The 18,479-nt window shown below is 73.2% G+C and carries 10 protein-coding genes; 8 read left to right on the top strand and 2 right to left on the bottom strand.

The genetic code is table 11. The annotated features are described in order from the left end of the window. Positions 1 to 106: 106 nt before the first annotated feature. The 3 genes from OG627_RS10625 to moeZ all read left to right on the top strand — a co-directional run bounded on the left by OG627_RS10625 (position 107) and on the right by moeZ (position 3,162). Positions 107 to 1,114 (top strand): NAD-dependent epimerase/dehydratase family protein, encoded by a 1,008-nt coding sequence (locus tag OG627_RS10625; RefSeq protein WP_329063755.1) that lies wholly within the window; start codon positions 107 to 109, stop codon positions 1,112 to 1,114. Beyond that, positions 1,102 to 1,911, top strand: coding sequence for a spherulation-specific family 4 protein (locus OG627_RS10620; protein ID WP_329063753.1), 810 nt, complete (start codon positions 1,102 to 1,104; stop codon positions 1,909 to 1,911). The genes OG627_RS10625 and OG627_RS10620 overlap by 13 nt, the downstream gene beginning before the upstream one ends. A gap of 72 nt (positions 1,912 to 1,983) precedes the next feature. Continuing rightward, on the top strand, positions 1,984 to 3,162 hold the full coding sequence (moeZ, locus tag OG627_RS10615) for an adenylyltransferase/sulfurtransferase MoeZ (RefSeq protein ID WP_329063752.1): 1,179 nt from the start codon (positions 1,984 to 1,986) through the stop codon (positions 3,160 to 3,162). Between the two features lie 130 nt (positions 3,163 to 3,292). On the opposite strand, the gene OG627_RS10610 is transcribed toward moeZ, so the two are convergent. Both OG627_RS10610 and OG627_RS10605 read right to left on the bottom strand, forming a co-directional pair. After that, complete coding sequence (locus OG627_RS10610) at positions 3,293 to 4,897, bottom strand: alpha/beta hydrolase (protein WP_329063750.1); 1,605 nt, start codon at positions 4,895 to 4,897, stop codon at positions 3,293 to 3,295. A 146-nt stretch (positions 4,898 to 5,043) separates the two neighbouring features. Next, a complete protein-coding gene (locus OG627_RS10605) occupies positions 5,044 to 7,848 on the bottom strand; it encodes a lysylphosphatidylglycerol synthase domain-containing protein (RefSeq protein ID WP_329063748.1) in 2,805 nt (934 codons plus the stop codon). Positions 7,849 to 8,087: 239 nt separating this feature from the next. Here OG627_RS10605 and OG627_RS10600 point away from each other — a divergent pair, with 239 nt between their 5' ends. The 5 genes from OG627_RS10600 (at position 8,088) to nudC (ending at position 18,411) form a co-directional block, all read left to right on the top strand. Next, positions 8,088 to 8,501, top strand: a complete 414-nt coding sequence (locus OG627_RS10600) for an MGMT family protein (protein WP_329063746.1) — start codon at positions 8,088 to 8,090, stop codon at positions 8,499 to 8,501. A gap of 518 nt (positions 8,502 to 9,019) precedes the next feature. Then, positions 9,020 to 12,277 carry an ATP-dependent helicase gene (locus tag OG627_RS10595; protein WP_329072554.1) on the top strand — a complete coding sequence of 1,086 codons (3,258 nt, stop codon included), beginning with the start codon at positions 9,020 to 9,022 and terminating at the stop codon, positions 12,275 to 12,277. A 110-nt stretch (positions 12,278 to 12,387) separates the two neighbouring features. Then, positions 12,388 to 15,999, top strand: a complete 3,612-nt coding sequence (locus tag OG627_RS10590) for a UvrD-helicase domain-containing protein (RefSeq protein ID WP_443073448.1) — start codon at positions 12,388 to 12,390, stop codon at positions 15,997 to 15,999. A 10-nt stretch (positions 16,000 to 16,009) separates the two neighbouring features. After that, positions 16,010 to 17,428: a dipeptidase gene (locus OG627_RS10585; RefSeq protein ID WP_329063744.1), complete on the top strand. Its 1,419-nt coding sequence runs from the start codon at positions 16,010 to 16,012 to the stop codon at positions 17,426 to 17,428. A gap of 38 nt (positions 17,429 to 17,466) precedes the next feature. After that, the gene (gene nudC / locus OG627_RS10580; protein ID WP_329063742.1) at positions 17,467 to 18,411 is read left to right on the top strand and encodes an NAD(+) diphosphatase; all 945 of its coding nucleotides are present in this window, start codon (positions 17,467 to 17,469) and stop codon (positions 18,409 to 18,411) included. Positions 18,412 to 18,479 lie beyond the last annotated feature (68 nt).

Genomic DNA, 18,479 nt, shown 5'->3' with positions numbered 1-18,479 from the left:
AAGAACACCCGCGAAGAACACCCGCAATGAAGGAGAAACCAGAGATGAGTCCGCACTCTCCAGCACCGGCCGCGCAACCGGCCCGTCGGTACACGGGGGCCGCGCGATGAGGGTCCTGCTGCTCGGCGCCAACGGATTCCTCGGCCGCTTCGTGGCCGACCGGCTGCTCGCCGACCCCGCCGTCCACCTCACCGCGCTCGGCCGGGGCGACGACGCCGACGTACGGTTCGACCTGGCCGGCGGCAGCCCGGGGGCGCTCACCCGCTTCCTGGACGCCGTCCACCCCGGTGTCGTCATCAACTGCGCCGGGGCCACCCGGGGCGGCGCGCGCGAGCTGACCCGCCACAACACGGTCGCCGTCGCCACCGTCTGCGAGGCGCTGCGCCGCAGCGGCTGCGGCGCCCGGCTCGTGCAGCTCGGCTGCGCGTCCGAGTACGGGCCCTCGCCGCAGGGCTCCTCGACGGCCGAGGACGCCGTACCGAGGCCCGGCGGGCCGTACGGGGTGAGCAAGCTCGCCGCCTCCGAACTCGTCCTGGGGTCCGGGCTCGACGCCCTGGTCCTGCGGGTCTTCTCGCCCGTCGGCCCCGGCACCCCCGCCGGCTCCCCGCTCGGCCGGCTCGCGGAGGCGATGCGCCGCGCCATGCAGTCGGGCGACGGCGAGCTGAAGCTCAGCGGGCTCGGCGTCCAGCGCGACTTCGTGGACGTACGCGACGTGGCGCGCGCCGTGCACGCCGCCTCGCTCTCCGCCGCCCAGGGCATCGTCAACATCGGCACCGGCCGCGCGGTCAAACTCCGGGACGCGGCGGCCGTACTGGCCAGGGTCGCGGGCTACCCCGGCGCCCTGCACGAACTCGACGTCCCCCAGGGCGGCGGCGGACCCGGCGGCCACGGCGATCCGAGGCTGCTGCGGGCCGCTCACGCCACCATCGGCCACCCCAGGTCCGAACCGGTGGCCGAGCACCTGGGCGCCGGCCCCTCCCCGTACCCCGACGGCTGCGGAGCCTGGCAGCAGGCCGATGTACGCACCGCGCGCGACCGGCTCGGCTGGCGGCCCCGGATCAATCTGGAGGAGTCACTCGCCGATATCTGGATGGAGGCAGCGTGCCGTATCTGACCAGCGCGGACGGCCGGCTCTCCGCCACGCGGGAGAGCCGGCTCGGCTTCGGTGTGCCGGGGTACGCGCATCCGCTGCTCGCTCCGGTCGAGTGGGCCGAGCTGACCCGGCCGGGCACCCCGCTGCACTGGGCCGTTCTCAATGTCGCCGACGGTCCCGGCGACCGGCCCGACCCGCACTGCCTCGCGGCGGCGGGCCGGCTCACCAACACCGGCACCAGAGTGCTCGGCCATCTCGACCTGGCGTACGGCGCCCGGCCCTTCGGCGAGATCGCCACCGACGCCGGACGCTTCCTCGACTGGTACCGCGTCGGCGGGTTCTTCCTCGACCGCTGCCCGGCCGGCCGCGCGGAGCTGGCCGACGTACGGCGGACGACGGCGGTCCTCGAAGCGATGCTGGACGACGGTCCCGGCTCGCCGCCCGAGCAGGCCCACGAACGCCGGTACGACGGCGGGTACATCGTCCTGGGGCACGGCAGGCATCCGTACCCCGGATACGCGGGGGCCGCCGACCAGTTGGTCACCTTCTCCGGGCCGTGGACGGATTACCGCTGGTCACAGGCGGCTCCCTGGACGGCGGACTATCCGGCCGAGCGCTTCGTCCATCTCGTCCACGGGGTGCCGCGCACCCATCTGGAGGAGGCGATGCGGATCGCCCGCTGGCAGGGCGCGGGCACGATCTTCTTCACCGACCGCACCGGTCACCACGACCGGACGGGCCACGGCAGCCCCTTCGAGGCGCTGCCCGGCTACTGGGACGAGATCGTCTCGCGAGTCGGACCGGGTGTCTCGGAATGAGAAGGGCCGTGGCAGTGTTGCAGGGAGAACATCCGTATTGAATGACCGACCAACCCCCTTGTTGAGGTCTCTGTGTCGTTGCCACCCCTGGTCGAGCCCGCTGCCGAGCTGACCGTCGACGAGGTCCGCAGGTACTCCCGTCATCTGATCATCCCGGACGTCGGGATGGAGGGTCAGAAGCGGCTGAAGAACGCCAAGGTGCTGTGTGTGGGCGCCGGAGGTCTCGGCTCCCCGGCCCTGATGTACCTGGCCGCCGCCGGTGTCGGCACGCTCGGCATCGTGGAGTTCGACGAGGTCGACGAGTCGAACCTCCAGCGGCAGATCATTCACAGCCAGGCCGACATCGGCCGGTCCAAGGCGGCGTCCGCACGGGACTCCGTCCTCGGGATCAACCCCTATGTGAACGTGATCCTTCACGAAGAGCGGCTCGAGGCCGAGAACGTGATGGAGATCTTCTCGCAGTACGACCTGATCGTGGACGGCACGGACAACTTCGCCACCCGCTACCTGGTCAACGACGCCTGCGTGCTGCTGGACAAGCCGTACGTGTGGGGCTCGATCTACCGGTTCGACGGCCAGGCCAGCGTGTTCTGGTCCGAGCACGGCCCCTGCTACCGCTGCCTCTACCCGGAGCCCCCGCCCCCCGGCATGGTCCCCTCCTGCGCCGAGGGCGGCGTGCTGGGCGTGCTCTGCGCGTCCATCGGCTCCATCCAGGTCACCGAGGCGATCAAGCTCCTCGCGGGCATCGGCGACCCGCTGGTCGGCCGGCTGATGATCTACGACGCCCTGGAGATGCAGTACCGCCAGGTCAAGGTCCGCAAGGACCCCGACTGCGCGGTCTGCGGCCCGAACGCCACCGTCACCGAGCTGATCGACTACGAGGCGTTCTGCGGCGTCGTGTCCGAGGAGGCGCAGGAGGCGGCGGCCGGATCGACGATCACTCCCAAGCAGCTCAAGGAGTGGATCGACGACGGCGAGAACATCGAGATCATCGATGTCCGGGAGCCGAACGAGTACGAGATCGTCTCGATCCCCGGCGCCAAGCTGATCCCGAAGAACGAGTTCCTGATGGGCACCGCCCTGGCGACGCTGCCGCAGGACAAGAAGATCGTCCTGCACTGCAAGACGGGTGTCCGCAGCGCGGAGGTCCTCGCGGTCCTCAAGTCGGCGGGCTTCTCCGACGCGGTGCACGTCGGCGGCGGAGTCATCGGCTGGGTGAACCAGATCGAGCCGAGCAAGCCCATTTACTGAGGCGTTTGAAGCGTCTGAGGCGTCTGAAGCGTTCGAGATGTGCGCCGAAGGCTCCGGCGGTACGACGGCGGGGCCGGTACACCTCAGGTGTACCGGCCCCGCCGTGTGTGCCGTGCCCGGTCCCAAGAGGTCAGCGGCAGACCGTACCGGCCGACGGGACCTTGCCGTTCAGCAGATAGTCGTTGACCGCGCCCTGGACGCACTTGTCGCCGCTGTCGTACGACCCGTGGCCCTGACCGTGGTACGTGACCTCCACGCCGACCCCCTTGCCCAGCGCGTCGGACATCGCCTTGGCGCCCGCGTACGGAGTCGCCGGGTCACCGGTGTTGCCGATGATCACGATCGGGGCCGAGCCGTGCGCGCTGACGTCCGGGTGGGTCCACTGCCCGGCCACCGGCCACTTGGAGCAGCTCATCAGCCCCCAGCCGAGGAAGTCACCGAAGACGGGGGACGCCTTGCGGAACTCGGGGAGCTTCGCCTTCGTCTGCGCCAGGGTGTAGCGCTCCTTGGAGTCGGCGCAGTTGACCGCAGCGTTGGCCGCCTGGATGTTGCTGTACTTCCCGTACTGGTCGCGCCCGTTCATCGAGTCGGACAGCGCGAGCAGCAGGGCGCCGTTGCCGCCGTCCGCCTCGTCGAGACCCTGCTCCAGATACGGCCAGAAGTCCTTCGAGTAGAGCGACTGGGCGATGCCGTTGGTCGCCTGGGTCTCGGTCAGCTTCCGGCTGCCGATCCCCGTGATGGGCCGCTTGCCGATCCGGTCGAGCAGCTTGGTGATGAAGGACTCGATCTCCTTCGGCGTGGTGCCCGGCAGCTTGCAGGCGCTGCCGCGCGCCACACAGTCCTTCTCGAAGTTGGTCAGGGCGAGCTGGAAGCCCTTCGCCTGGCCGATCGAGCCCTGCTCGGAGTCCTGGGTGGGGTCGACCACGGCGTCGAAGACCGCGCGGCCGACGGACTTCGGATACAGGTGCGCGTAGACGCCGCCCAGTTCGGTGCCGTACGAGATCCCGAAGTAGTGCAGCTTCTTGTCCCCGAGGACCTGGCGCATCAGCTCCATGTCGCGCGCGGCGTTGGTCGTACCGACGTGCGGGAGCACCTTGCCGGAGTTCTTCTCGCAGGCCGAGGCGAAGTCCGACAGTCCCTTGACGTACGTCTTCTGCTCGGCGGGCGTGGACGGCGAACCGTTCTGGGCGAAGTACGCGTCGAGCTGCTGGTCGCTCTCGCACCGGACGCCGGCGCTGAGGCCGACCCCGCGCGGGTCGAAGCTGACCAGGTCGTAGCGGGCGCGGAGCTTCTCGTAGTCGCTCGCGAAGGCGGGCAGCCCGGTGATGCCCGAGCCGCCGGGGCCGCCGAAGTTGAAGACGAGCGAGCCGATCCGCTGCTTCGTGTCGCGCGCCTTGGCCCGGATGAGGGCCAGGTCGATCGTGTCACCGTCCGGCTTGGCGTAGTCGAGCGGCGCCTTCATGGTGGCGCACTCCCACGGCGTGCCGCCGGGCAGCGGGGACGGCGAGGGACCGCCGCCCTCCGAGGCCGACGGCGCGGGGCACGCCTTCCAGTCGAGCCGCTGGGACGCGAGTTTGCCGGGGGCGTCGGCGCTCCGGGACGATCCGGCGGGGGAGTTGCCTCCCACCGAGTTCCCGCTGCGGGAGTTCCCGCTGTCGGAGCATCCTGAGGCGGCCAGCAGTGCGGCGGCGGTGACGGCGAGAGCCGTGCCGCGCCGGGCGGAGAAGGTTGGCATGTCTCCATCGTGCGGGCAGGTCCGACGGCCCGCGCGGGGCGGCGGGCCATGCGGGTGGACGCCGACGACGGAGCGCCTGTCCCGGGCCCGGTACGACCGGTGTCGTACCGGGCGCGGGCCCGGACAGGCGGGGCCCGTTTCGGACCTCAGAGCGCTCCCTTGCGGGTGAGGTGCGAGAAGCTCAGCCATCCCGGCAGCACCGGCAGCCACAGCGTCAGCAGCCGGTACAGCAGCACCGCCGGCGCCGCGACTTCCTTCGGCAGCCCGACCGCCAGCAGACCCAGCGTCAGCGCGCCCTCGACCGCGCCCACCCCGCCCGGGGTGGGCGCAGCCGAGCCGAGCGCGTTGCCCGCGAGGAAGACGACCGCGATGCTCGCGTAGCTCAGCTGCTGATTGCCGTTGTCGAAGGCCCGGATCGACGCGTCCAGACACATCACGAACACGCCCGTCAGCAGCAGCATCCCGCCGATGCCGGTGAGGAGCTTCATCGGCCGCTGGAGCACGTCCAGCATGCGCGGCACCACCCCGGCGAACAGCGAGCGCAGCCGCGTCACCACGAACTTGCGCAGGAACGGGATGGCCGTCACGACCAGCACCAGCACGGCGACCGTCAGCAGCCCGGCGATCACGGTCCTGGACGGGGTGAGCGACGCCGTCTTCTCCGTCCCCGTCAGATAGCCGAAGGACAGCAGCAGCAGGATGTGCGCGCCGAGCCCGAACAGCTGCGACGCGCCGACGCTGGCGACGGCGAGTCCCGGCCGTACCCCGGCGCGCTGGAGGAAGCGCGTGTTGAGCGCCACGCCACCGACCGCGGCCGGGGCGACGATCTTGACGAAGGAGCCCGCGACCTGCGCCATGACCGTGCGCCGGAACGGCACCCGTTCGGGGACGAAGCCGAGCAGGCTCATCGCCGCCGCGACATAGCTCAGCGCGGAGAACGCCAGCGCCGCCAGCACCCAGCCCCAGTGCGCGTCGCTGACGACGGTGCTGAAGTCCACCTGGGTGATCTGGGTCAGCAGGAAGTACGCGGCGACCGCCCCGGCGATGAAGCTGAAGAGCGTACGCGGCTTGATCCGTTCGAGCCTGACGGGCTCGACCGGCGCCTGCGGCCTGATCAGCAGCACCTGCTGGCGCATCTGGGAGAGCAGGTCCTCCTCGCGCGCCTCGTCCAGAGCCTCGTCTATGGCCCGCTTCTCCGCCTGCTTCTCCGCCCGCAGGGACTTCCGCGCGGCCTTGCGGTCGCCGTCGGCGGCGATGGTCTCCGCCACCTTGGCGCGCTTGTTCGTCTCGGACGCCTGGAGCACCGCGTCCCGTTCGCGCTGCGAACGCTCGCGGGCCAGCCGGCGCAGCGTCGCGCGGGTGGAGCGGCTCAGCGCGATGGGCTGGAGCAGCGGCAGCGAGTCCGCGATGGCGTCGGGGCCGAGCACCTCGACCGCGGCGGCCACCGAGCGCTCCGCGCCCACCCGCAGCCCCATCGTGGTGAGCATCTGGGCGGTGTCCATGCGCAGCACCAGATCGCCCGCCGCGATCTCGCCGCCGCGCAGCTCGGTGAGGATCACCTTGCCCGTACGGTCCACGACGAGCGCGTCACCGGTGAGCCTGCGGTGCGCGATGCGCCGCGACTGGAGCGCTCTGACCTGGCGCCAGGCGCCCCGGAGCAGTTCGTCGGTGATCTCCGCGTCCGGCAGCGAGTCCAGCGAGCGGGCGCCCAGGTGCTCGTAGACGAGCATGACGGCGTCGGGACCCAGCTCGGAGGTGGCGATCAGCTTGGGCGCGTTCGCCCCGGCCGCGATGGCCGCGTACGCGAGCAGCGCCTCCTGTTCGAGCGCCTGGCGCAGGGAGGGGATGGATCTGCGGGTGGTGATGGAGCGCAGCGTCAGCTGCCGCCAGACCCGGTAGAAGAAGCCCTGTGCCTGCTGTTCGCGGTCGACGACGGTGACATCGAGCGGCGGCCCGTCCTCCAGGGTGACCAGATAGCGGCGGCCCCGGTCGCCCTGCTCGCTGGAGTCGGTGACGTCCTCGGCGCGCATCGCGCTGACCGGGCGGAAACCGACATGGCGCAGACCCGCCATCAGAGTCTGCCCGGTCGGCCGTACGTTGGGGGAGCCGACCGCGTAGAGCGTGCCGTAGGCGACGGTCCAGCCGATCAGCACCGTCAGCATGATCGAGAACGGTGTGGTGTACCCGGCGACCAGCATCGCGAAGGCGTCGAGCAGCAGCACCACCCACAGGACCACCCGCCAGCGGGGTCTGCGGGCCATTCCCACCGCCGTCATGTACGCGATGACGGGGGCGAGATAGCCGTGTACGGGGTCGGTGATCCCGGCGCCGCCGAGCTGCGGCCGGGTCAGCGCCGCCTCGATGGACTCCGGGGCTGCGCGGGCGACCCACAGGTCGGTCGCGAGCGTCACGCCGTGGGCCAGCACGGCGGCGAGCACACCGTCCGCGATGCGCAGACCGTCGCGCTTGATCAGCCGCTCGATCGCGAACGCGACCGGTACGAGCAGGACGGCGATGCTGGAGACCAGCCCGGCCAGCTTGACGATCAGGTCGGGGGCCTGGCCGGTGCCCTTGCTGATGTCGTGTTCCAGCCCGGTGGTGGTGCCGTGGGCGAAGGCGGAGAGACCCAGCAGGAGGGCGATGGCGAGGATGCCGACCAGCAGACGCAGCAGGTCGGAGGGGCGGTGGACCCGGGCGGCGAGCAGCGGCTCGTCACCGGAGACGCGGTCGGCGCGGGTGGCGCCCTCGTCCGCCTCGTCCTCGCGGGACTTCTCGTGGGTCGCCTCTTGAGGGGCTTCGTGCGGGGTGTCGCGAGGAGAGCCGGGACGAGTGCCGGGGGGAGTATCGGGAGGACTGCCGGGGGGCGCTTCACCGGCCGGGCCGGGGGCGCCCGGTCCGGTGTCCGGACGCGACTGGTCGCCGGAGGTGCCGGCCGCCTCGGAAGGCTGCACGGTCGGTCCCTCCGCCGAATCGGTCTCTTCTTGATCTCGTATCACCAGTCACCGCCCGGATGATGGTGGCACGAGCGGATGACAGACGGGGGCATCAGGGTGCATTGCGGGGGCATCGGACGCGCGAGTTGCGGCCCTTTGCGCGCGTACGTGCCCGAGGTGACCGCCGGTACGCGCGGGGACACGGTGGGCGGGCCGCCCGTGGCCCGCTGTCGGTGGGGTGCGGCAGGATGGAGCGGATGAGGAACGACGATGCCGGGGAAGCGGCGGAAGCCGAGGGGACCGGGGAGCCGGTGGGCGAGGGGGCGGCGCGGCTGCCCGACTACGCGGAACGGGTGCTGGATGTCGCCGAGCTGATCCCGCCCGGAAGAGTGATGACGTACGGCGATGTCGCGGAGTGGCTCGGCGACGGAGGCCCGCGTCAGGTGGGCCGGGCCATGGCGCTCTACGGCGCCGCCGTGCCCTGGTGGCGTGTGGTCCGCTCCGACGGCGCGCTGCTGGCGGGGCACGAGCTGCGGGCCCTGGACCGCTACCGCGAGGAGGGCACGCCGCTGCGCGAGGCCGCGCGTACGGCGGAGGGGCATCTGCCGCGCCTGGACATGAAGCGGGCGCGGTGGGACGGCGCGGGCACGGGCGATATGGCTCACATATGACAGCTTCCGGCATCCGGCCGTCCGGCGGGAGTCGCCGGGCAGGACCGAAGGACCGTACGGCTGACGCGGCGGTCGGGTGCGGCGGCCTCCCGGTGAGCCGCCTCCGGGCGGGCGGCCTCCGGATGAGCGGCCTCCGGGCGACGGGCGGTACGCGGCCCGGCCGCCCGACGGCGTAGCGTCGTCGGCACACACCAGCCGCACCCCGCGCCCCACCGGTGCCCTCAGCACCGCGGGCGCTCCGGCCCGGGCACGGACACCCGTCTCGTGCCCGGGCTCCGTCACCACCAGCACCCCTTCCAGGACCGGCGATCCACGTGAGCTTCCCTTCATCCACCGGGTCTTCCACCGGTTCTCCGCCCGGGGCCGCCCCCGGGCCCGTCACCCGGCGTGCTCCGTACCGCCGGGCAGGGCAGCGGCCGTCGGGTACGTACCGGCTGGTACGCACCGCGCCGGTCGCGGTGGATCCTCCTGTGCTGGACGCAGCGCAGCGCCGTGTGGTTGACCATGGGGCCGGACCGATGCTGGTGCTGGCCGGGCCGGGCACGGGCAAGACGACGACGCTGGTGGAATCCGTCGCCCGGCGGGTCGCCCGGGGCACCGCCCCCGAACGGATCCTCGTCCTGACCTTCAGCCGCAAGGCGGCGGTGGAGCTGCGCGACCGGATGGCCGTCCGGCTCGGCGCCGCGCGCGCGCCGCAGGCGACCACCTTCCACTCCTTCTGCTACGCCCTGATCCGCGCGCACCAGGAGGCCGAGCTGTTCAGCGAACCGCTGCGGCTGCTCTCCGGGCCCGAGCAGGACGTGGCCGTACGCGATCTCCTCGCGGGCCAGCTCCAACTGGAGCGCGAGGGGCACCAGCGGGTGCGCTGGCCGGACGAGCTGCGGGCGTGCCTGACCACGCGCGGCTTCGCCGACGAGGTACGGGCCGTCCTCGCCCGCAGCCGCGAACTGGGGCTCGGACCCGACGCCCTGGCGGCGTTCGCGCGGCGCACCGGGCGGCCCGACTGGGGGGCCGCCGCGGCCTTCCTCGCCGAGTACCTGGATGTCCTGGACATGCAGGGGGTGCTGGACTACGCGGAGCTGGTGCACCGCGCGGTGCTGCTCGCGGAGCGCCCGGAGGTCGCCGCGCGGATCGTCGCCGGGTACGACGCGGTGTTCGTCGACGAGTACCAGGACACCGACCCGGCGCAGGTCAGGCTGTTGCACGCGGTGGCGGGCCGGGGCCGCACCCTGGTCGCCTTCGGCGACCCCGACCAGTCGATCTACGCCTTCCGGGGCGCCGATGTGAACGGCATCCTCGACTTCCCCGACGCCTTCCCGCGCTCCGACGGCCGCCCGGCGCCGGTCGAGGTGCTCACCACCTCCCGCCGCTCGGGCGACCGGCTGCTGGCGGCGACCCGGCTGCTGACCCGCCGGATGCCGCTGACCCGGCTCCCCGCCGAGAAGGTACGCACGCACCGCGAGCCGACGGCGGTACGGGAGGGCGGCCGGGTCGAGACGTACACCTTCCCCACCCCGTCGGCGGAGCTGGACAACATCGCCGACATCCTGCGCCGCGCCCATCTGGAGGACGGGGTTCCGTGGCAGGACATGGCCGTGCTGGTGCGTGCCGGCGGCCGCACCATCCCCTCGATCCGCCGCGCCCTGACCTCGGCGGGCGTTCCGCTGGAGGTGGACGGCGACGACGTTCCGCTGCGCCACGAGCCGGCGGTGGCCCCGCTGCTGACGGCGCTGAGGGCGGTGGCCAGGGCGTCGCTGCGGGCCGCGGCGGAGGCCACGGGGCCGACGGATCGCGCCGACTCCGCCGATCCCGCCGACCCCACTGATCCTGTCGACTCCGCTGATCCTGTTGACCCCACCGACCTCACTGACCCCACCGACCTCGTCGAACCCGGGGAGGGCGCGTGGCTCGATGCCGAGACCGCCCTCACCCTTCTCGCGTCGCCCCTCGGCGGCATGGACACGGCCGATCTGCGGCGCCTCGGGCGGGCCCTGCGGGACGAGGAGCGGGCCGGCGGGGTGGCGGTGCCCGCGCCGTCCGACGTACTGCTGGCGCGGGCCGTCGCGGAGCCGGAGCGGCTGGTGGCGCACGATCCCGCGTACGCCAGGGGCGCGCAGCGGCTCGGCGCGCTGCTGCGCAAGGCGCGCGAGCTGCTTCAGGGCGGCGGTACGGCCGAGGAGGCGCTGTGGGAGCTGTGGCAGGGCACCACCTGGCCGGGGCGGCTCGAACGGTCAGCCCTGCGCGGCGGCGCCGGTGGCCGTAACGCCGACCGCGACCTCGACGCCGTGTGCGCCCTCTTCGACGCGGCGGCCCGCGCCGAGCGGCGCACCGGAGGCCGCGGCGCGCTCAACTTCCTGCTGGAGCTGGACGCGCAGGACATCGCCGCCGACACCCTCACCCGGCGCGCCGTACGCCCCGACGCCGTCCGGCTGATGACGGCGCACCGCGCCAAGGGGCTCGAATGGCGGCTGGTCGTCGTCGCGGGTGTGCAGGAAGGCCTCTGGCCCGACCTGCGACGGCGTGGCTCCCTGCTGGAGGCGGACCGGATCGGCCGGGACGGGCTGGCCGAGCCCCTCTCGCCCGGCGCCCTCCTTACGGAGGAGCGACGGCTGTTCTACGTCGCCGCCACCCGAGCCCGCGACCGGCTCGTCGTCACGGCCGTCAAGGCGCCCGCCGACGACGGCGACCAGCCCTCCCGCTTCCTGCCGGAACTGGGCGTCGAACCCCGCGACATCACCGCCCGTCCCCGCCGCCCGCTCGCCGTCGCCCCGCTGGTCGCGGAGTTGCGCGCCACCACCGTCGACCCGGAAGCGACCCCGGCGCTGCGGGACGCGGCGGCCCGGCGCCTCGCCCGGCTCGCGGCCCTCGCCGACGACGAGGGCCAGGTGCTCGTGCCCGCCGCGCACCCGGACCGCTGGTGGGGGATGTACGAGCCGACCCGGGCGCCGGAACCGCTGCGCGACCGGGACCGACCCGTCGCGCTCTCCGGCAGCGCCCTGGAACAACTGGCCAACACCTGCGCGCTCCAGTGGTTCCTGGGGCGCGAGGTGAAGGCGGACGCGCCCGCCACGGCCGCCCAGGGGTTCGGCAACGTCGTCCATGTCCTGGCCGACGAGGTCGCCTCCGGCCGCACCCCCGCCGACCTCGCCGTCCTCATGACCCGGCTGGACTCCGTATGGGACGCGCTCGCCTTCGACGCGCCCTGGAAGTCCCAGCAGGAGAAGGAGCACGCGCGCGTGGCGCTCGAACGCTTCCTGCGCTGGCACGTCATGGACCGGGGCGGCCGGACCCCCGCCGCCACGGAGCACGGCTTCGACGTCACCCTCGAAGCGGGTCCGTACGAAGTACGGATCCGCGGCTCCATGGACCGGGTGGAGCGGGACGCGGAGGGCCACGCCTACGTGGTCGACTTCAAGACCGGCAAACAGGCCCCCACCAAGGACGAGGTGGCCCGCCACCCCCAGCTCGCCGTCTACCAGCTCGCCGTGGGCGAGGGCGCCCTCGACGACGTCTTCGACGGCCGCCGCCCGCCGTCGGCCGGTGCCGAACTCGTCCAGCTGCGCCAGCCGGCCCCCAAGAAGGAGGGCGGCGAGGAACTCCCCAGGATCCAGGCGCAGGAACCGCTCACCGGGGAGTGGGTCGGCGAGCTGCTCACCACGGCGGCCGGCCGCGTCCTGGACGAACGCTTCACCCCCTCCACGGGCCAGCACTGCGCGCACTGCGCGTTCCGCGCGTCGTGCAGCGCGCAGCCGGAGGGGCGGCAGGTCGTGGAATGAAACACCCGCGCGGCCGCCGACCAGCGGCCGTGGAACGAGACACCCGCGCGACCGGCGGCCACGCCTGCCGCCCCCGTCCGTTGTCAGTGGCGGCCGATAACCTTCCCGACATGTCCGTGTCCGTACCCCTCACCGATCCCGAGCGGCTCAAGGAGCTCCTCGGGATCCCCTTCACCCCGGAGCAGATGGCCTGCGTCACCGCGCCGCCCGCCCCGCAGGTGATCGTGGCCGGAGCCGGCTCGGGGAAGACGACGGTGATGGCCGCCCGGGTGGTGTGGCTGGTGGGCAGCGGACAGGTCGCGCCCGAGCAGGTCCTCGGGCTCACGTTCACCAACAAGGCGGCGGGCGAGCTGGCCGAGCGCGTCCGCAAGGCGCTGGTCCGCGCCGGGGTCACGGATCCGGACCCCATCGCGGGGGACGATCCCCCCGGCGAGCCGCGCATCTCGACGTACCACGCCTTCGCCGGCCGGCTCCTCACCGACCACGGCCTGCGGATCGGCCTCGAACCCACCGCCCGGCTCCTCGCCGACGCCACCCGCTTCCAGCTCGCCGCGCGCGTCCTGCGGGACGCGCCGGGACCGTATCCCGCCCTGACCAAGACCCTCCCCGCCCTGGTCAGCGATCTGCTCGCGCTCGACGCCGAGCTGGCGGAGCACCTCGTGGCGCCCGCCCGGCTCACCGCCCACGACACCGAGCTGCTCGCCGCGCTCGACGGGGTCAGGCTCAGCAACGCCGAGCTGCGCAAGATCCCCGAGACCGCCGCCGCCCGCCGCGAGCTGCTCGAACTCGTCGGGCGCTACCGGGAGGCCAAGAGCGCCCGCGATCTGCTCGACTTCGGCGACCAGATCGCCCTCTCCGCCGAGCTGGCCGCCACCAGACCCGAGGTCGGGGCCCTGCTCCGCGACGAGTTCCGGGTCGTCCTGCTCGACGAGTACCAGGACACGTCGGTCGCTCAGCGCCTGCTGCTCTCCGCGCTCTTCGGCGGCGGTACGGGCCACGCCGTGACCGCCGTCGGCGACCCCTGCCAGGCCATCTACGGCTGGCGCGGCGCCTCCGTCGCCAACCTCGACGACTTCCCGGCCCACTTCCCGCACGCCGACGGCGCCCCCGCCGCCCGCCACTCCCTCAGCGAGAACCGCCGCAGCGGCGGCAGGCTGCTGGACCTCGCCAACGGCCTCGCCGGGCCGCTGCGCGCGATGCACGAGGGCGTCGAGGCGCTGCGCCCCGCGCCGGGCGCGGAGCGCGACGGCAGCGTGCGCTGCGCCCTGCTGCGCACGCACGCGGAGGAGATCGAGTGGCTCGCCGACTCCCTCGCCCATCTCGTGCGCACGGGCACGGAGCCCGCCGAGATCGCCGTGCTGTGCCGGACGGCGGGCGACTTCCCGCAGATCCAGGCCGCGCTGGTGGCCCGTGACGTGCCCGTCGAGGTCGTCGGTCTGTCCGGGCTGCTCCACCTGCCGGAGGTCGCCGACCTCGTCGCGGTGTGCGAGGTCCTCCAGGACCCCGGCGCCAACGCCTCGCTGGTCCGGCTCCTCACCGGCCCCCGCTGGTCCATCGGCCCCCGCGACCTGGCGCTGCTCGGCCGTCGCGCCCGGCTGCTGGTCCACCGGTCCGCCGGCGCCTGCGCGGACGACGACCCCGACGCGCGGCTCGCCGCGGCGGTCGAGGGCACCGACCCCGCCGAGGTGATCTCGCTCGCCGACGCCCTCGACACCTTCCTGGAACCGGCGGGCACCCCCGAGGACGGGCTGCCCTTCTCCGCCGCCGCCCGGGTCCGCTTCGCCCGCCTCGCCGCCGAGCTGCGCGAGCTGCGCCGCTCCCTGGCCGACCCGCTCATGGACGTCCTGCACCGCGTCCTCGCCACCACCGGCCTCGAAGTCGAACTCTCCGCGTCCCCGCACGCCCTGGCCGCCCGCCGCCGGGAGACCCTCGGCAACTTCCTCGACATCGCGGCCTCCTTCGCCGCGCTCGACGGGGAGGCCGGCCTGCTGGCCTTCCTCGGGTTCCTCCGTACGGCCGCGCAGTACGAGAAGGGCCTCGACAACGCGCTGCCCGGCGGCGAGAACACCGTGAAGGTCCTCACCGCCCACAAGTCCAAGGGCCTGGAGTGGGACGTCGTCGCCGTCCCGGGACTCGTCACCGGCCAGTTCCCCAACACCAGGGCCCGCGAGGCGTGGACCGCGCAGCCCAAGGTCCTCCCGCACCCCCTGCGCGGCGACGCCCCGACGCTCCCCGGGGTCGTCTCGTGGGACGCGAAGGGCCTCAAGTCCTTCAAGGAGGACATGAGGGAGCATCAGCACACCGAGGAGCTGCGCCTCGGCTATGTCACCTTCACCCGCCCCCGCTCCCTCCTGCTCGGCTCGGGCCACTGGTGGGGTCCCTCCCAGAAGCGCCCCCGGGGTCCTTCGGACTTCCTGCACGCCCTCCACGACCACTGCGCGGCGGGTCACGGCGAGATCGAGGCGTGGGCGGACGAGCCCGAAGAGACCGAGGAGAACCCGTCCCTGGCGGCGGAGACCACCCCGCACCCCTGGCCGCTGCCGCTGGACGCGCGGTCCTTCGCCCGCCGCCGGGAGGCCGGGGCCACGGTCCTGGCCCACCTGGAGGAGCTCCGGGCGGCCGGAGACGGGAGCGAGGGGAGTGACGGGAGCGAGGACTTCGGAGCGGGAGAGCCGGGAGATCCGGGGGAGCCCGGAGATCCGGGGGAACCGGACTTCTGGGACGGGCTGCGGGAGGACGCGTACGAGCCGGACGTGTACGGGCCGGACGTGTACGGGCCTGATCCGTACGAGCCCGATCCGTACGACGCCGATCCGGGTGAGCCCGCTCTCCACGAACCCGGCCCGCCCGATCCGTACGAGCCCCCGGCGCCCGTCCCCGCCCCCCGGCCGCCGTCCGGCGCGGCCGGGGAGGCGCCGCTCACCCCGGAAGAGCCGCTCACCCCCGAAGAGGCCCGCACCCTCGCCTCCTGGGACCGCGACCTCGACGCGCTCGCCGGTGAGCTGCGCCGCGCCCGCGCCACCGTCCGTGACGTACTCGTGCCGCCGTCCCTGTCCGCCTCCCAGCTGCTGCGGCTGGCCGCCGACCCCGACGGCTTCGCCCGGGAGCTGGCCCGGCCCATGCCGCGCCCGCCGCAGCCGGCGGCCCGCCGGGGCACCCGGTTCCACGCCTGGGTCGAGTCGAGGTTCGAGGAGATACCGCTGCCGATGCTCGGCCCCGACGAGCTGCCCGGCGGTGACGAGGACGAGCCGGAGATCACCGACGAGCGCGACCTCGCCGCGCTCAAGGAGGCGTTCGAGCGCACCCCGTACGCCCGCCGCACGCCGTACCGGGTGGAGACGCCCTTCCACCTCACCCTCGCGGGCCGCGTCGTCCGGGGCCGAATCGACGCCGTCTACCGCCACCGGGCCACGGACCCGGCCACCGGTGCCCCGTCGTACACGTACGAGATCGTGGACTGGAAGACCAACCGGGCCCGTACCGCCGACCCCCTCCAGCTCGCCGTCTACCGGCTCGCCTGGGCCGAGCAGCTCGGCATCCCGCTGTCCGCCGTGACCGCCGCCTTCCTCTACGTGCGGACCGGGGAGGTCGTCTGGCCCGAGCGCCTTCCCGGCCGCCCCGAGCTGGAGCGTCTCCTCACCCACGACGACCGGAGCGAGGACACCCGTGCGGACCGGCCGCCGTCGCCTCCGGCAGACGAGACCGCTCGCCGGGCCCGTTAGGCTCGACATCATGAGCGACACTCCGGACAGCGTCGTCCGTACGTACGTCCAGACCCACCGCACGGCCTTCCTCGACGCCCTCGCCGAGTGGCTGCGCATTCCTTCCGTATCCGCAGACCCCGACCACGACGCTGACGTGCGGCGCAGTGCCGACTGGCTCGCCGCCGAACTCAAGGAGACCGGCTTCCCGGTCACTGAGATCTGGGACACACCCGGCGCCCCCGCCGTCTTCGCGGAGTGGCCCTCAGACGACCCGGCCGCGCCGACCGTGCTCGTCTACGGCCATCACGACGTGCAGCCCGCAGCCCGCGAGGACGGCTGGCACACCGACCCGTTCGAACCGGTGGTGAAGGACGGCCGCATGTACGCGCGCGGAGCGGCCGACGACAAGGGGCAGGTGTTCTTCCACACCCTCGGGGTGCGGGCGCATCTGGCCGCCACCGGACGCACCACCCCCGCCGTCCACCTCAAGCTGCTGGTCGAGGGCGAGGAGGAGTCGGGCTCCCCGAACTTCCGCGGCCTGACGGAGCGGCATGCCGAGCGGCTCGCCGCCGATGTGGTGATCGTCTCCGACACCGGGATGTGGTCCGAGGACACCCCGACCGTCTGCACGGGCATGCGCGGCCTCGCCGACTGCGAGATCGAGCTGTCCGGACCCGACCAGGACATCCACTCCGGCTCCTTCGGCGGAGCCGTCCCGAACCCGGCCACGGTCGCCGCCCGGCTGGTCGCCGCCCTGCACGACGAGGACGAACGCGTCACCGTCCCGGGCTTCTACGACGGCGTCGCCGAGCTGACGGAGACCGAGCGCGCCCTCATCGCCGAGCTGCCCTTCGACGAGGACGAGTGGCTGCGCACGGCCTCGTCCCACGCCACCCTCGGCGAGGCCGGCTACTCCACCCTGGAGCGCGTCTGGGCCCGGCCGACCGCCGAGGTCAACGGCATCGGCGGCGGCTACCAGGGGCCGGGCGGCAAGACGATCATCCCGTCGTCCGCCATGGTGAAGCTCTCCTTCCGGCTGGTCGCCGGACAGGACCCGGACCGGATCGAGCGGTCCGTACGGGAGTGGGCCGAGGCCCGGATCCCGGCCGGGATCCGCCACCGGATCACCTTCGGCGCGGCCACCCGCCCCTGTCTGACCCCGCTGGACCACCCCGCGCTCCAGTCGGTCGTACGGTCCATGGGCCGCGCCTTCGGCCGGAAGGTCCGCTTCACCCGCGAGGGCGGCTCGGGACCGGCCGCCGACCTCCAGGACGTGCTGGGCGCGCCGGTGCTCTTCCTGGGCGTCTCCGTACCGTCTGACGGCTGGCACGCTCCGAACGAGAAGATCGAGATCGAACTGCTCCTCAAAGGCGTGGAGACCACCGCCCACCTCTGGGGTGACCTGGGATCCGTCCCGGCCGCCGCCCCGCGCCGAACACTCCGCTGATCGAAACCCGACCCACCCGGGGGAGTTGGAAGTTACCTGTGAGCACCCTCAGCAGTGACGCCACCGCACACCGACCCATCGGCCTCACCGCCCACAGCGGCATCGACCGGGCCGCGCACCACCGTCTCGACGAAGCGTGGCTGGCCGCGGCCTGGAGCCACCCGACGACCCGCGTCTTCGTGGTGTCCGGCGGACAGGCGCTGATCGACGACACCCCGGACGGGCGGACCGAACTGGTCATGACCCCGTCCTTCGAGGCGCCTCTCACCGAGACCCACCGCTACTTCCTCGGCACGGACGAGGCCGGGGTCCGCTACTTCGCGCTCCAGAAGGACACGCTGCCGGGACGGATGGACCAGTCTGCGCGTGCGGCCGGACTGCGCGAGGCCGGACTGCTGCTCTCCGCGCGCGACGCGGGGCTGATGGTGCACGCGGTGGCGCTGGAGAACTGGCAGCGGCTGCACCGCTTCTGCTCCCGCTGCGGCGAGCGCACGGTGATCGCGGCGGCCGGCCATATCCGGCGCTGCCAGGCGTGCGGGGCCGAGCACTACCCGCGTACCGACCCCGCGGTGATCATGCTGGTCACGGACGAGCAGGACCGCGCGCTGCTGGGCCGGCAGGTCCACTGGCCGGAGGGCCGCTTCTCCACGCTCGCGGGGTTCGTGGAGCCCGGGGAGTCGATCGAGCAGTCCGTGGTCCGCGAGGTCTTCGAGGAAGCGGGCGTCTCGGTCGGGGACGTCGAGTACGTCGCCAGCCAGCCGTGGCCCTTCCCGTCCAGCCTGATGCTCGGCTTCATGGCGCGCGCCACCTCCTCGGAGATCACGGTGGACGGCGAGGAGATCGAGGAGGCCCGCTGGTTCTCCCGGGAGGACCTGCGCACCGCGATCGAGTCGGGCGAGATCCTGCCCCCGGCGGGCATCTCGATCGCCGCGCGCCTGGTGGAGCTGTGGTACGGCAAGCCCCTGCCGAAGCCCGAGAACTGAGACGTACGGGAAAGCCCCCGCCTGACCACCTCGCGTTCGGGTGGTCCGGCGGGGGCTTCGCGGCAGCG

Origin of the sequence: Streptomyces sp. NBC_01429 (assembly GCF_036231945.1) — a bacterium.
Taxonomy (GTDB): Bacteria; Actinomycetota; Actinomycetes; order Streptomycetales; family Streptomycetaceae; genus Streptomyces.
Note: the sequence above shows the minus strand (reverse complement) of the source record. Positions and strands in the feature narration are given on the sequence as shown.